We start from the raw sequence: 14,398 nt of genomic DNA, 5'->3' as shown, positions 1-14,398 counted from the left end.
TACTTTTCTTTTCCAATAATTTCGTTACAGTTTAGGCTTATTCCCACCTCATTAAACTGCATTATGTCACTGGCTAAACTCATTCTTATTCGTGGACTTCCGGGTTCAGGTAAAACAACCTTAGCAAAACAACTAGCGATAGAGCTTGGTGCTAAGCATTTTGAAGCTGACATGTATTTTGAAAATGATGAAGGTGATTATCACTTTGAACCAGTTCAATTACCTCAAGCGCATGAGTGGTGTTTTCAGCAAACTAGAAAGTGGTTGAACAAAGGGAGAGTCGTGATTGTGAGCAATACGTTTGTTCGACATTGGGAGATGAAGCGTTACATGGACTACTGCATGAAGAAGCGCATCGAGGTGGAAATTAAAGTGTGCCACGGAGCGTATCAAAGCATTCATGATGTACCACCAGCGACGATAGAAAAGATGCGACGCCAGTGGCAAGAATGACCGTTACCAGAACCGGAAGTTATTGACCTCGTCCGTCAATCATCACAACGAATGTTTTGCTCATGATTGAAAGGTCCATTGAAATCCAAGAGTAAAACGAACCTAAGCTTAGTGCGTAACTGTGGTCAAACCCAACTTTGCGTCTTACATCTTCAATGCATGCATCATAGCCTTGGTTAACCTGAGCTAAGCCTGTGATACCTGGTAACACGCCATATGTGCGCTCTACAAAATAGGGGATTTCATCTTCCAATTTCTGGTAGAAAGCTGGGCGTTCTGGGCGCGGCCCAATCATCGACATTTCACCTCTCAACACATTAAACAGTTGAGGTAGTTCATCTAAACGCGTTTTGCGTAAAAAGCGTCCTACTGGCGTGATGCGGGGATCATTTTCAGTTGCCCATACTGCGCCAGAGCGTTGCTCTGCATCAATATACATGGTGCGAAACTTCATGATTTGAAAAAGATCCATTTTTTCTGGTGTGCAGCGTCCTACTCGCAATTGGCGATAAATCACAGGGCCTTTCGATGTGGTTTTGATCGCTAGCGCGATAAATGGGAATAGTGGTGCAGTGACGACCAAAATAAGCATTGCAACCAGTACATCAAACGTTCTTTTCGCGTGGCATACATTTGAATCGTAGCGTGAGTTTTTCATGATGCTTTCCTTATTGGTTGACGCGTTTCCAACGTCCATTTTCCATTCCGAGTAAATACTTCATACCGCCGATAAAGTTGGCGAGATGACCAATGACGATGTAGCTAATCAGCTTAAAAGGTTTAATTGTGTTAAGTGCTGGCATCAAGTAAGTGATAAGCGCGATGCTATAAATACCAACTTGTGCGGACAGCATTACTTGAAACAGCGGATTGTGTGCCAGTAGTAGTGAGCAAATAAAGCAAACAATCATCAAATAGGGTGTTGCTAAGCGCAGAACCTTTCCCGATAGAAATGCAAAGGCAGTGCCACGATAACGAGGTAGCAGTAATTTCTTTAATTGCATGAGCTGCTGCATGTTACCCGCTGAAATTCTTAGGCGCCGCTTGAAATCTGCGTTGTCTGAGCTCTGCTCTAGTTCAAGAGCCAGCATGTTTGGCTCGTAAATAGCGCTATAGCCTCGCAAAACGATTCTCATAGGGAGAATAAAGTCGTCATTAATGGTGCTAACTTCCAGTGGTTCAAATAAGTGAGTTCTGAAAGTGTAAAACGCACCGTGGGAACCAATCGTTGAACCTAACAAGGACTCTTGGTGCTTTACTCGAGACTGGTATTGCCAATACGCCGCTTCACCTTGGTTATCAGTGCTCATTATTTGATATGTTGCGTTAACCACTCCAACGTTCTCATTTTGATAATGCTGACTAGCTAGCAACAGAGAATCGCAAGAAATCAATGCCGACGTGTCACTCAGTGCGGTAATGTCCGAGCTAACATGACGCATTTCTTCGTTGAGTAGGGCAACTTTACCGCGATTGACTTGGTGATCATTAATAATGAACAGAGTATCAGAGCAGATTGCTTCTTGAATTGTCGCTTGAGCAATCTCGGCTGTGTTATCTGTGCAGCCATCACATGCGATCACTACCCTTAATTTATCCCTCGGGTAATCTAGGCTCGCAAGGTTACGGATCTTCTCTGCTATCCATTGTTCTTCATTGTAGGCGGGCACGATGACAGTAATAGAGGGTAGCTGGTTATCTGCTTTGGAGGCTTTGTAAGCTCGCTCTACAAATGGTGCTTTGGTTTCGTCTTGCTGTTTTAAAGGAAGCCATTTAAGGAGCAGTGGGTACCCAACGTGATGATAGACAATCAAAAATGCGGATAAACCAAACCCTATAATCCAAAGTAAATCAATCATAGCTAGCCTCCTTGGCCAAACGTGAGTAGCGACTCACCATGTCTCTGATATCAAAGTGTTTGAGAATAAAAGTTCGAGGAGAGCGGTGTGATGATTCCAGTTGTTGTGATAACGCTTCGGCCAACGAAAACACGCGATTTGCTTCAACCAGTGTGCTGTTGTTCGGACAGAGCGTCTCTTTCACGCCGCCAACATCCGTCGCGACGCAAGGAATGTCACATGCTTGAGCCTCGAGGGTTGAGAGAGGAAAGCCCTCTTGAAGTGATGGTAAGCAAAACAAGTCTAGGCTTTGGTAAAAGCTGGGCATATCGTCCACCAAACCTAAAAAGGTTACTCGATCTTCAAGTTTTAACGTTCTAACTTGTGCTTCCAATTGAGTTCGCTGAGAACCATCACCGGCTATTGCTAGGTGTGTGTTTGGCGCAAGATGAGAGAAGGCTTCGATAAGCACTTTATGGCCTTTAACTGCTTCTAGACGCCCGGCAACGCCAATCACGATTTTGTCGGTTGGAAGTTCAAACAAGTGTCTTGTTGCCGTTTGGTCACCGCTTTTAAACTTCTGACAGTCAATCCCGTTATGGATAGTACAAATTTTGCGATACTTTAACTTAGTCTGTATTTGATGGGCGACAAAGTTAGCATCGGCAACTACTTGCGGGCGAATCATCGTTAGCAAAAGGGACTGTAGTCGAGCTGATTTTTTGTTATTAAGGTGCCATGCGTCGTGCTCGGTATGAATCACTACAGGTACGTGCGCTAAACGTGCAGCAATACCACCATACAGAAGTGGGCCGATATGATGGGTGTGGACCACGTCAGGCTTAAGTCCTTTGAGCATGGAAGTCAGCGTACTGATGGTTTTTTCGCTGAATCCAGGTTTCTTATTAAGAAAGTGCAGTTGGCCTTGGTAGGGCAATAGTTTTTGCCAGCCTTGTAGTGCATGTTCTTTGCTTCCTTCTAAGCTCACGACAAAAACGGAATGGTTTGGCTGCGCAAAACGAAGCATTTCTAGTACGAGCGTTTCTAAACCACCAGGAGCTAAGTGTTGCACGACGTGTAATATCACTTTTTTGCTGTGCTTAGTGTTATTGTGTTTTTGTCTGAATTCCATTTTCAAACCCTCGTTGAGTTCTTTGTTTATTTAGGAATTGCAGACTGCGTGCCAAAAAATTAATCATTTAAAAACAATAAGTTAATATTGATGTTTGTGAGGCTTTATGTTTATTCTCAATTTGAGATTCATATTAGTGGACATGCTATGAGGCTGTATAAGGCAGTAGTAAAAGAAAAGCACTCGCCGACCGAGTGCTTGTAAATGAGTTCTTATGGCGGTTAGTTTCCGTACACTACGTTAGGTAAAGTGGTGATGACAGGAACACCAAGGTGTTTTTCTAATGCTCTTTTAGAGCGGATAGAGTTATCGGCTAACTCTAGTATCGTCGCTAATCCAATGCCTAAACCAGCGCCACCAATAAATCCTAAAATGACAAATACAAAACTAGGTAAGTTAGTTGGAATTGTTGGCGTGAACGGTTCATCAATGATTTTTACGCGCTTATTCTCTTCAAACTCTCCCAAAGAACCCGTTAGTTGGGCCATCTCATAGCGTTCGACGAGTTCATCATACATTTCTCTCTTCACTGCGACGTCACGAGCTAAGCGGTTTATTTCTGTTGCTGTGCTCCCAAATTGGTGCGCATTTCGCTCTAATTCTTGGATCATGTCTCGCAAGCTGTTGGTTTCTTCCGTAAGTGCTTCAAAACGTCCGCGCATCATTTGTAATTGATGTAGTTGGGAGACAAGTAGAGGCTGTGCTTCGCCAAGACTGTTTACTGTGGTATTGCTCGCGATATCCCATAGTTGAGCACTGTTTAGTTCTGGTTGTTTAGAGTTCAAGAGTACCGAGCGTTCCTGCTCCAACCGGTTTAATTCTCGCAACTTACCTTGCACTAAACTATGCGCCTCTGTGTATTTAGCGCGAAGCAGGGTAAGTTCACTACGAATGTCGATGATTTGCTCTTCCAGTTTACCGATAACCGGGTTCGTTTTGGATAGTTGTTGATCCAAACTGCCTAGACTTCGTGAAACACCAGCAAGCTCCGCCTCCTTTTCGGCTAGCGTTTGTTTGAGGCTAGCAAGGCGAGTAAGGCTTTGAGCTTGCATTTCGGGCGTCGCGTCTGAGTAAGTATTTTTATATTCTGCAAAGGCTTGTTCAGCCTTGTCTAGTTCTTCCCTGCGTTTGTTGATATGGATAGTCAAAAAATGGCTCGAATCTTTAATCGAAGAACGCTCAGGAGCCAAAAGCTGTTCGACAAAATGCTCTCTGACAGACAGCAGCATCGACTCCATTCCTTCTGATTTACCACTTTGCAATTGAATTTGAATGAAGTCTTTACCGAGTGGCTGAACAGACAGGCGCGACGCAAGATCTTTTATGATGAACTCTTGCTCTTTTGCACTCATCTCGTCATTGATCAGCGATTGTTCTTTTGCGACAGAATACAAAACGTGTCGGCTTTTTAGCAGAGTACTGAGTGCGCTCAATCGGTCTTTAAGCATTGTTGAGACGGCAAGGTCTTGAAGGAACGGGTTCATTTTCGCTGTCTCTTGAATAAGCATGCTGGTGTGAGCAACATAAGTCGTCGGAACCAGCTTACTTACGATGAAACCCAGCACCGGCAAGACAAGCATAGGGATAACGATCATGTAACGACGTCGCCAAGCGCCATGTAGTAATACACTAAGGTTTTCTCTTAAATCGTTCATAGCGCCCTCACTAATTTATCAACTTGGTTGGCTCTTGCTTCCCAGCTTTGCTGTTGAACGTATTGCTTTGAGTTTGCCGGGGGTGGGATCAGGTGATCGAGACTGGCGCATACATCTTCGACATTTTGAACTATGTGGAGCATATGCTTGTACGGCATTAATGCGGGAAAGGGTGTGCTGATAACAGAGGTTCCTGTTGCCAAGTACTCAAGAAGTTTAAGCGGATTACACGCTTTGATTTGAGCGTTATCAACAAAGGGCAACCAACTGGCATCCCAGTGTTGAGAGTAACGTGGCAGAGTGTGATGCGCTCTCGGGCCCAGGTAGTATATGTTGCTTCTTTGTGGAAGTGGATTGTCACTGAACTCGTTGGGGCCGATGAACACGAGATCCCAGTCAGGCGCTTGGTCTGCGACTTGGGCAATTAAGTCGTAGTCTAACCATTCAGACAAACTGCCATAAAAGCCCAGCACTTTGCGACCATTATTAGGAAAATCTTCAGCCTTAGGTGCTGGCTCAGAGAACAAACTAAAGTCGACACCGTGAGGCAAAGTGACGGTTTTACCAGATGGAAATTTGGTGGAGAGTGTTTCGCTTGCCGTAAAGATAACGCTGGCCGCATTAACAAGAGTACGTTCGTGCTTGGCCACCGTGTCGTGGTCAACACCAGCTAAAGCGCTAAAGTCATCGCCACAATAGTAAATCAGTCCACGTGGGTTCATTTCTGCACAAAGATCGGCAGCAGTCGGGAGCGACGTCCAAAATACAGGCTTATCAAAACCAAGAGCTTGTAATTGTTTATTGAGTTGGTGTTTCATCATCTTAGCGGCCACTTTTCTTGCTAATGCAGAACTAGGGGCAGGAATGGTGAGCAAGTTGATGATGTGAATGTTTGGGTTTGTTTCAGAGTCCAATGTTGGCTTGTGTGAGCCTACGTTATGAAATACACGAGTGAGTTTGTTTAACGCACGCTGTATGTCTTTAGAATCCAGCTTAGGTTGACGAAGGCCAATGGAGTTCACCCAAAGGATTCGATGGTTCGCTGCTAGTTGCTTGACAATATGCTGAGTGGAAGAGGGTAACCCACCAAAATCTTCTCCAAATACTACGATGTCCGTCATGTGGCTCTCCTTGAGTCTTGGTTATTTGATTACTAATTAAGTGAGTAATCACAATGCGTGCCAAGGAATTAGCCATTTTAAAACAGTGAGTTATGGGTTTTGTTTATGTTTGAAACTAGGATTTCTCATTTTGAAAATCACTTTGAACGATTCGGCTAACGACAACCGTTAACGCCGCTAGAATGTAAATTGGCCAAGTGAAACCTTGAGTCAGAAACGTGCCTGATACGATGGTACCGATAAGCCCACTTAACACGGCGTTTGCTCCTACAGAGAGGGTGTAATCTGATTTTGGTGTTAGCAATGAGATGGAATGCAAAGAGGTGCGGATCAATGACACAATTAAAGTAATGAACACCGCGAGCCCGACAAAACCCGTTTCTGCTAACACGCCAAACCAAGTACTATGGACGGCGTGGTTGATACCATCCCAGTGTGGGCTGTAGAAATAGTAATTAAAGTAGAAGTTATCTAGACCTACGCCAGTCAACGGGTGATGCAGCGCCATTTTAAATGCCGCTTCCCACGCATAAAGTCGCCCCATCGCTGAGGCATCTATACCATCCTCAGCGGCTCCCCCCGATTCTCGTCCTGAAATACCAGCGAATGCGTAGAGTACGATCGCTGCGATAGCGCCTAATACCAAGACTAATGTTTTGCTTTTGATGTGTTTAAAAGCAAAGTAGGCAAATACAGACAGTGAACCTAGTAACCCACCGCGGCTCTGCGTCTCAATGATCGCAAAGAACAAAACCAAACAGGTGATAAGGGCAAAGAGTCTGAGATGTTTGGGGGAATGTTTTTCCATCAATTGACTAACGGTAAAGGCAAGGGGAAACATCAGTACTAGTGCCAAATCGTTAGGATCGCCAAGTACAGAACCTATGGAGCGTCCTATTGACACGCGCGTTCCTTCGACTAAATCAATGCCATTCGCTGCGTTTTGTAATGCCACTAAGCCAATCAATAATCCGGCGAAAATAATTGCTTTTGACATCTGTGCGAGCTGTGAAGGTTTAGTAATAAGCCAGGTGATGGCCAACGTCATAATGATGATTTTCCAATAGGTATTTTTGAACACCGTTATTGCGATATCACGACTAGAAGCGAATATGATTCCGATGATCACCAGACCCCAAAATATACACAGCCACTTTAATGAAGGGTGCCAAAAAGCTGTAATCTGGCGGCTTATAAGAAGGTGAAAAGCGAGTGCGGCGAGTGCCCCCAGTGATAACAGTAATGGGATCTTGAAGTTATAGATAACAGGAAAGGCTTCGTGAATACGAAAGAATGAAAAAATAACGAACAGTGTGACAAGCCAAAACGTTTGATTGAGAACAAACAGTAACGCGAGTGGTGCGAAACACAACGCGACAATCAAAATGGGATGAGGCATAACAATCCAAAGCAGGCCGATACAGACAGTGATCGTCAGTGCTGCGATGGACTGTTTTGTTCTCACCTTGGTTTCATTCATAACGAGTATCTCTTCACCTGTCCACGCCTTTTCACTATGTATCGAGTGAGCGCATTTAGCGTCTCTTTACTCATGTAGCGAGTGGCTATCCCTGCCAGCAAACTGCATGTCAAAATGCAAATTGCGATGGCGATTCCTATTGATTGTGAAGAGTGAAGCAGGAACAGTGCCACACCGGATATAATCTGTAATAAAACCATCAGACTTAGGTGAAAAGGCAACGTCATACATTGTTGGCCTACTACATAAGTCAGGCCCAGCTTACACAGTTGTGCGTAATAAAGCGCAATGAACACACCATAAATACCCAGAGAAGATAAGCCAAACAGCAAAGCAATCGCAACGCACGCAGAGACGACATTTATACCCAGTAGCCAGCGAGTACGACGCTTGTACAAAATGGAGATGTTAATCAGCTCGCTCCATTCTTTTAACATAGCGATAGGCAGCAAGAATAAGCTGAATAGTACCGCCTCATGATAGGTTTCTGGCAGTAAGTGGGTGATCATCACCATTGCTAATGTGCCGACCACTACACTCAAACCTGTAATGTAAATCATACCTAAGTGTGAGATGCGCACTGCTTCAGTGTTATTGCGCCCTTCTAAGTAGTTAAATCGACGTGGCATCCACCACATGCCAAATGGCTGCACTAAAATACACATGCCCACTGCAAATTTTACCGCTATCGCGTAAATCCCTAACGTCGCAAGAGAAGTGTTGGCACCAATGAACCAGCGTTCAGCGCCATTGAGACAAAATGCTACTAAACCGGCCATCATCATTGGTAGGCAGTAGTTTAGGTATTGTTTTGCCAATGTCAGTTTAGGAAGGGTGATATTGTAACTGTTAACGATGTGCAGCCAAACAAATTGAGTAATAGCAGCCAACAAGCCCCCCCACAAAACAGAAATAACATGGGGATGAACAGACAGCGCCGCGACGATAAAAATGACCTGAAAAATGGTGGTAGTGACCATGACGTTAAGCAGTGTTCTTGCTTTGTCGTCTTGTGTTCTTAACCAGGCAGTGCCGATTGCAATACTGCCTTCTAGAACGATGGCAAACATAACAATAGCAAATTCGACTCGCGTAAAAGGCGCGGGAATGGGGGCGATTAAAATGATAGTGAGCAAGCTAAGAGCAACGACGCCAGCGATGAGTAAAGCAAGTGAGTACAGCTGGTTTAGTAGGCTTGTGCGCGTATTTTTATCCTTTTCAACGCCGACGAATCGATAAAGCGCTTCATGCAAAGCGAAACTGACAAACAAGGTCGTAACAACACCAAAGGTTGTTAGAAGCTCAAGCTTGCCCATTTGTTCTGGTGAGAGAAAGTGGGGCAATACAGGCAGCATGATTAGGCTGATGCTTTTATTGATTACTAAGGCGATAGCAAATAGCGTCATGTTGGTCATTGCTTTAGACATGGTCATATCCTTTGATGTCTCGCGGTGTCTTGAGTGTGCAATCATTGTTGGTAGCAATTTCGGCAGCAAGGTGCTGGGCGATTGGCAAATAACAACGTTCGGCTGTGTATAGTTGAGAAACATTGAGTGCTTCGATACCCATCGTTACTTTCATCCACGGCGATTCATTCAAAAGGCGAATTGCGTTGTGTAACGAAGCCACATTGTTAGGCGTGTATTTAATACAATTTCGGCCGTGAGTTAACACGCGGTCCCAATAACTATCATCATGTGGAATGACGACACACATACCTGCAGCGAGCGCTTCCAAAATAGATAACCCAAAAGGTTCGTTGAGACTGGTGGAAACAAACACACCACACTGTGAACGCAATTCATCTAAGTTGTTTGGGCACTCATGCCATTCAACACCTTGTGTGTTGAAGTCCGGTGTTGAATATTCCACACCTGCCACGTTAGGTTTGATGTAACACACGGTGGATTTGATCTTTTTCGACTCATCAAGTGTTAAAGCATCAAGCAAAAGATCGATGTTCTTCCATTTTAGTAAGCTAGCTGCCCAGAAAACGCGGCTTGAAATCGGATTCGCTTGTTTTGGCCAGCGATCTTTCGATAATCCATTAACAAATGTAGATGTATTCAAACCACACCAATAGCGTTCGGTGGCTGGCTTCTCTGTTTTGAGGTAGGCCTGTAATGCTTCTACCATTGATTCGCGGGTGTTTGCCAAGTAGTAAATTGCCGATGCTTTTACTAAGCAGTAGCCAGCAGATCTCGATCGTCCAATAGGGCCATGAACCATCTGTACCACAGGCTTTTTGCTAATTAATCGTAGTAAGTACAAAGGCATATCATTACTTGGGCAAGATAGGCCCAAAAAGCTATCTATTTTTGGCAGCTTCATGCACGCGTAGAGAAGTTGGAGAAAGTAGTAAGCGTTCATCAACCAGTAGGTCAGTCCATGAGTCGAGTTAAATGGTGATGGTTTTATTTTTATAACTTGCACACGCGGTGTATCACTAAGCAGTGACGCCCAATGCTCTGGATTTGTAGTGAGTAGATAACCAATCACGTTCAGCTTATCGCACTGCTTAAGGAGCTCTGCATTCGCGATTTTGGATCCACCTTGCATTGGGATGGCGTCGAACATCAATACACGTTTCATGACCGGGCTCCTCAATTGATGCTCAACCAGCGTGAAAGAGGCTTCATGCAGTGAGTCATTGGCATTGGTGTAATGGCGTTGTTATTAAGTTCACCTTCGTAAATACGTTCAATAGCGTTGATAGATGCAGTCGTCGTTAAGTTCTGGCTAGCATGTAGGTAAGCGTTTTCCGCCAGCTTGTTTCTTAATGCCGCGTCTTGCATGACTTGTTGAATCGCGTTTAACAGGCTCGCCATTCCACTGTTCTGGTACAGCAATGCAGAGTGATTATGCTCGAACAACTCAGGAATGCCTCCTGTTTTAGGAGCCACGATAGGCAGTTGAGCTAAAGCCGCTTCCCCGAGCACGAGACCAAAGGCCTCTTCATAGGCGCCGCTAATAAAAGCGTCTGCATTACCACACATCCACGCTCCGGCATTGTGTTGTTCTCCGACAAAGTGCACTCGTTCTTGGATACCAAGATCCGATGCAAGCTGTTGCAATGCTTCTCTTTCTTCGCCGTCACCAACAATAACAAGGTGAGGGTTGTTGTGGTGGTAGTTGTGCATGCGCATTGCGCGAATAAGGCGGTCGAACCCTTTGCGCTTAATCAGCGAACCCACCGACAGAAAGGTAAAGGCCTGTGATGGGATTCCGAGGCGATCTTTAATGTCGATGGGTGTATCCACGCCTTGAAGTGACACGCCGTTGTGTACGACATGAAGTTGGTTTTGTGGGTAGCCGTCCTGAAGAATTTCGCGTCCAACATCTTTGCTAACGCAAATCAATTTTGGAGAGAGGTGAAGTCCGAGAGAGAAGCGATCGCGCAATGTATAATGGCAATGAAGTTGCGTGACAAGTGGTATATGATTCATGCGAGCAGCCAAACACATCCATTGACAAGGGCCGCCGCTATTGACGTGTACCAAGTCGATGTTGTGCTTTTCGATCAATGCTGAGCCTTGTTTGATAAGGCTATTCCACCCGCTAATATCCCAGCGTGGAGCGCTCCAACCACCCACCAAATTGAAGGCTGAATGTTCCGCTTCAATTCCGAGCGATTGGCACTTATCGATTAATGGTTGGCAGTTTGACCATACGAATGGCTCAAACTTATTGCGGTCGATTCCTGAAATGAGATCCAGAAGCACCACTTCACTGCCGCGAATCCAATTATCACCATAATGAACATATAGAATGCGTTTTGGCGTAGTCATAAGTCACCTCTGTCTCATCATTAATCTGCGTTAACTGCTGAGCTGCAATAGAGATGCCAAAATATGCTATTAGTTTATGTGATTGAATCTTATATGATATTTATGTTTGGAACTCATCATTCTCATATTGAGAACCAATATGGATTAGTGATCCGTTTCAATTTGATATTTTTGTAGCAATACGGGAATCACACTTTGCGCTGAGAAATCATCAATGATGGTTTGTCGAGCATTCTGGCGAATGAGTGATTGTTGCGCTTCACCAATCGACATCCAGTCATGAAGACATTTAGCAAGAGAGGGAATGTCTTCGACGATAAAACCATTTTTACCCGTTTGGATAATATCTGGAAGACGACCTACACGTAAGCTCATCACGGCAATGCCTCTCGACATGGCTTCAAGCGCCGCCATTGGAAGCCCCTCATAACGAGAAGAGATGATAAGTACACTGATATTTTCCCAAACACCTTCCATATCGGTTTGATGGCCGAGGAAAGTCACGTTTGAAGGGGCAGTTTGATTAAGCGACTCTTTTTCTGGGCCATCACCGTACACACTAAACTGTAATGTTGGACAGAGCCTCGCTACCTCAATAAATTGATCGGCGCCTTTTTCCTGACTCAATCGGCCGACAAAAGCGATCTCCTGATAGTTGAGTTGACTGTTGGGAATCGAAACAAAGTTATTCAGCAGTTCTGAAGAACAAAAAACTTTGCGCTGAATACTTGGACTGACAGCAAAGCAATGGTCAGATAGGCTGCCTGAGCTTCTATCAAGCCAATCGTATAGCCATAGTTTCCCTGAGGACGATTCACCAGCATGATAAGTTGAAATCAAACGAGGAAACGTACGGGTGAGCAGTTTGGCGCAGCGCGACAAAATCGACGCTTTATAACCATGGGAGTGAACCACTGAGGGTTGGTGATTGGCGACGGCGCTTGTTAGGTGTTTAATTTTTAAAGCTTTATTGGGCTCGCCAGACAAATAGTTTAAGTAACTCACAGGGATCGCGGCTTCTTTTGCCTTCTGTACAATCTGAGCGGCTGGTGAATACTCAGTGGTTAGCACAACTCGAGCTTTGTGTCCAAAGGCGATTAATCCCCGAGCTAGCTCGATAACGTGACTTTCAATGCCACCGAATAGACGGCTATCAAGCAAGATCCAAATTTCACCAATGGCAGGTTTATCAAGATTGTTCGAGATTAATTTCATCCGCTTCCCACGCTTGTTTTTTTCGGTAAACCGTAGATGGGCTTAACTCCAGCATGACAGCGGCGTTGAGGACGTTGCCATCACAGTACGCGATTGCGTTTTGAATTGCTTCACGCTCTACTTGCCACATAGGACGAATGGTTCCATCAGAGTTAAAGTACGGTGAGGTAGCAGCAGAGGACGGTGTACCAGGCAGCTCCGCTGCGGTAATCGACGGTTCGACCGCAGAAGGTGAAAGTTCCTCAGTATAAACAGGTGGTGGTGTGATTGGTGCAATGTTTGCTGACTCTTGAGCAACATGCGCAGGCGTCGTTGTTTTCGTCACTTTAGACTTTTTAGTAAGTTGAGCGGGTAGGTGGCTCACCGTGACTTTTTCGTCGTTATTAAGCACCACAATGTTACGTATGATGTTTTGTAGTTGCCTTACATTACCCGGCCATTCGTAATGCTTGATGATATGTTGAGCTTCGCTGTCGATTGTTGAGAATTTCTTTTTGTCCTGTTTGGCGTAAGTGGTCAAGAAGTGCTTGGCAAGCGTGACGATGTCACTTCCTCGTTCACGTAATGGGGGCATATCGATAGGTATAACGTGCACACGGTAGTATAAGTCTTCACGAAAACGACCTTCTTCTACTTCTGTTAATGGATCTCGGTTGGTGGCACAAATGATTCTCACATCCACTTTCATTTCTCGAGTGCCACCAAGAGGAGTGTAAGTGCCCGTTTGTAGAAAGCGGAGCAACTTCTTTTGCATCTCAAGTTCCATTTCACATAGCTCATCAAGAAAAAGCGTACCACCATGTGCCAGCGTCGCCGCACCTTTTCGATCTGTTGTTGCTCCAGTAAAGGCCCCTTTAACGTGACCAAAAATCTCACTTTCCATCAAATCTCGTGGAATAGCCCCACAGTTAATTGCAATAAAAGGCTTGTCTTTACGGTCGCTCTGGCGGTGGACGGCTTCAGCACAAACTTCTTTACCTGTGCCGCTTTCTCCCACAATAAACACACTGGCAGAAGTTGGCGCAACAGCATCAATGGTCTTGTATACCGCCTGCATCGGGAGGCTTGAACCGATGAATCCGTGATAGTTGTGGCGATCAAACTTGGACTGAATATTTTCCACCAAATCTTCCAATTTGGCGCGTTTAAGGTGCAATGCAACTGACGTTTTTAGGCGATCAGCGTTTATGGGCTTTTCTAAGAAATCTTCCGCACCTTTTTGAATTAGATTAACGGCTAAGTCGACGCTGCCGTGTGCCGTAGCAATAATAACGGACGTAGGAATGTCATTCTGGTTGATCCAATCCAGCACGTCTTCGCCAGACATGTCGGGCAGTTTCAAATCGAGAATGATGAGCTGAGGTTTGCTTCTTTCAATAAATTGAATCGCTTCGCGACCTGTCTCGACATGAAAAATGTCATAAGGTTCGTCTTTCACATACTGCTTATAAAGTATGGCTAGTGAAGTAGAGTCCTCTACCAGTAACACCCTTGGTCTCATAGTCCCATCCCAACGTAGTTTGTTTCATTTTTTATGATTTTTGTCAGCACTACTATTTGGCGTTATGAGTGGTTTATTGCTTTCTAGTGCTGAAAATTCTCAATTTGAGAAAGCGTTATTTAAGTATTAGCACAAGGTAGGAAATTTGCGAAAAATCCATACTTTTTAATTGATTAAGTTATGCCCAAATAACTTCAAGGTGTGTGGCTTGGCGA

Annotated in this window: 12 protein-coding genes; 1 reads left to right on the top strand and 11 read right to left on the bottom strand. The window is 44.7% G+C overall.

The window, feature by feature from the left end:
• Positions 1-63: 63 nt before the first annotated feature.
• The gene (locus R7P36_RS00965) at positions 64-453 is read left to right on the top strand and encodes an ATP-binding protein (RefSeq protein ID WP_005377656.1); all 390 of its coding nucleotides are present in this window, start codon (positions 64-66) and stop codon (positions 451-453) included.
• A gap of 19 nt (positions 454-472) precedes the next feature.
• On the opposite strand, the gene R7P36_RS00960 is transcribed toward R7P36_RS00965, so the two are convergent.
• The 11 genes from R7P36_RS00960 to R7P36_RS00910 form a co-directional block, all read right to left on the bottom strand.
• On the bottom strand, positions 473-1,111 hold the full coding sequence (locus tag R7P36_RS00960) for a sugar transferase (protein ID WP_005377654.1): 639 nt from the start codon (positions 1,109-1,111) through the stop codon (positions 473-475).
• A 10-nt stretch (positions 1,112-1,121) separates the two neighbouring features.
• Positions 1,122-2,312, bottom strand: coding sequence for a glycosyltransferase family 2 protein (locus tag R7P36_RS00955; protein WP_213899350.1), 1,191 nt, complete (start codon positions 2,310-2,312; stop codon positions 1,122-1,124).
• Positions 2,305-3,423: a glycosyltransferase gene (locus tag R7P36_RS00950; RefSeq protein ID WP_213899351.1), complete on the bottom strand. Its 1,119-nt coding sequence runs from the start codon at positions 3,421-3,423 to the stop codon at positions 2,305-2,307. Before R7P36_RS00950 ends, R7P36_RS00955 begins: the two co-directional genes overlap by 8 nt.
• Positions 3,424-3,644: 221 nt before the next feature.
• Positions 3,645-5,078, bottom strand: a complete 1,434-nt coding sequence (locus R7P36_RS00945; protein ID WP_005377649.1) for a GumC family protein — start codon at positions 5,076-5,078, stop codon at positions 3,645-3,647.
• Positions 5,075-6,199 (bottom strand): glycosyltransferase family 1 protein, encoded by a 1,125-nt coding sequence (locus R7P36_RS00940; protein ID WP_213899352.1) that lies wholly within the window; start codon positions 6,197-6,199, stop codon positions 5,075-5,077. Before R7P36_RS00940 ends, R7P36_RS00945 begins: the two co-directional genes overlap by 4 nt.
• Positions 6,200-6,314: 115 nt before the next feature.
• On the bottom strand, positions 6,315-7,679 hold the full coding sequence (locus tag R7P36_RS00935) for an O-antigen ligase family protein (RefSeq protein WP_213899353.1): 1,365 nt from the start codon (positions 7,677-7,679) through the stop codon (positions 6,315-6,317).
• Positions 7,676-9,106: a lipopolysaccharide biosynthesis protein gene (locus R7P36_RS00930; RefSeq protein WP_213899354.1), complete on the bottom strand. Its 1,431-nt coding sequence runs from the start codon at positions 9,104-9,106 to the stop codon at positions 7,676-7,678. Before R7P36_RS00930 ends, R7P36_RS00935 begins: the two co-directional genes overlap by 4 nt.
• Positions 9,099-10,271 carry a glycosyltransferase gene (locus R7P36_RS00925; RefSeq protein WP_005377641.1) on the bottom strand — a complete coding sequence of 391 codons (1,173 nt, stop codon included), beginning with the start codon at positions 10,269-10,271 and terminating at the stop codon, positions 9,099-9,101. The genes R7P36_RS00930 and R7P36_RS00925 overlap by 8 nt, the downstream gene beginning before the upstream one ends.
• A gap of 11 nt (positions 10,272-10,282) precedes the next feature.
• Positions 10,283-11,467, bottom strand: a complete 1,185-nt coding sequence (locus tag R7P36_RS00920) for a glycosyltransferase (RefSeq protein ID WP_213899355.1) — start codon at positions 11,465-11,467, stop codon at positions 10,283-10,285.
• 144 nt (positions 11,468-11,611) lie between these two features.
• Entirely contained in the window at positions 11,612-12,682 is a 1,071-nt protein-coding gene (locus R7P36_RS00915) for a glycosyltransferase family 4 protein (RefSeq protein WP_017820658.1), read from the bottom strand.
• Positions 12,657-14,183 carry a sigma-54-dependent transcriptional regulator gene (locus R7P36_RS00910; RefSeq protein WP_031777249.1) on the bottom strand — a complete coding sequence of 509 codons (1,527 nt, stop codon included), beginning with the start codon at positions 14,181-14,183 and terminating at the stop codon, positions 12,657-12,659. Before R7P36_RS00910 ends, R7P36_RS00915 begins: the two co-directional genes overlap by 26 nt.
• Between the last annotated feature and the right edge of the window lie 215 nt (positions 14,184-14,398).

Source organism: Vibrio sp. 397, from assembly GCF_033339395.1.
GTDB lineage: Bacteria > Pseudomonadota > Gammaproteobacteria > Enterobacterales > Vibrionaceae > Vibrio > Vibrio alginolyticus.
This window is presented reverse-complemented; position numbering and strand designations above follow the sequence as displayed.

Coding starts and splice junctions, on each gene's coding strand:
- R7P36_RS00935 (WP_213899353.1), bottom strand. CDS start 7,679: ATGAATGAAACCAAGGTGAGAACAAAACAGTCCATCGCAGCACTGACG.
- R7P36_RS00965 (WP_005377656.1), top strand. CDS start 64: ATGTCACTGGCTAAACTCATTCTTATTCGTGGACTTCCGGGTTCAGGT.
- R7P36_RS00955 (WP_213899350.1), bottom strand. CDS start 2,312: ATGATTGATTTACTTTGGATTATAGGGTTTGGTTTATCCGCATTTTTG.
- R7P36_RS00950 (WP_213899351.1), bottom strand. CDS start 3,423: ATGGAATTCAGACAAAAACACAATAACACTAAGCACAGCAAAAAAGTG.
- R7P36_RS00930 (WP_213899354.1), bottom strand. CDS start 9,106: ATGTCTAAAGCAATGACCAACATGACGCTATTTGCTATCGCCTTAGTA.
- R7P36_RS00920 (WP_213899355.1), bottom strand. CDS start 11,467: ATGACTACGCCAAAACGCATTCTATATGTTCATTATGGTGATAATTGG.
- R7P36_RS00940 (WP_213899352.1), bottom strand. CDS start 6,199: ATGACGGACATCGTAGTATTTGGAGAAGATTTTGGTGGGTTACCCTCT.
- R7P36_RS00960 (WP_005377654.1), bottom strand. CDS start 1,111: ATGAAAAACTCACGCTACGATTCAAATGTATGCCACGCGAAAAGAACG.
- R7P36_RS00945 (WP_005377649.1), bottom strand. CDS start 5,078: ATGAACGATTTAAGAGAAAACCTTAGTGTATTACTACATGGCGCTTGG.
- R7P36_RS00915 (WP_017820658.1), bottom strand. CDS start 12,682: ATGAAATTAATCTCGAACAATCTTGATAAACCTGCCATTGGTGAAATT.
- R7P36_RS00925 (WP_005377641.1), bottom strand. CDS start 10,271: ATGAAACGTGTATTGATGTTCGACGCCATCCCAATGCAAGGTGGATCC.
- R7P36_RS00910 (WP_031777249.1), bottom strand. CDS start 14,183: ATGAGACCAAGGGTGTTACTGGTAGAGGACTCTACTTCACTAGCCATA.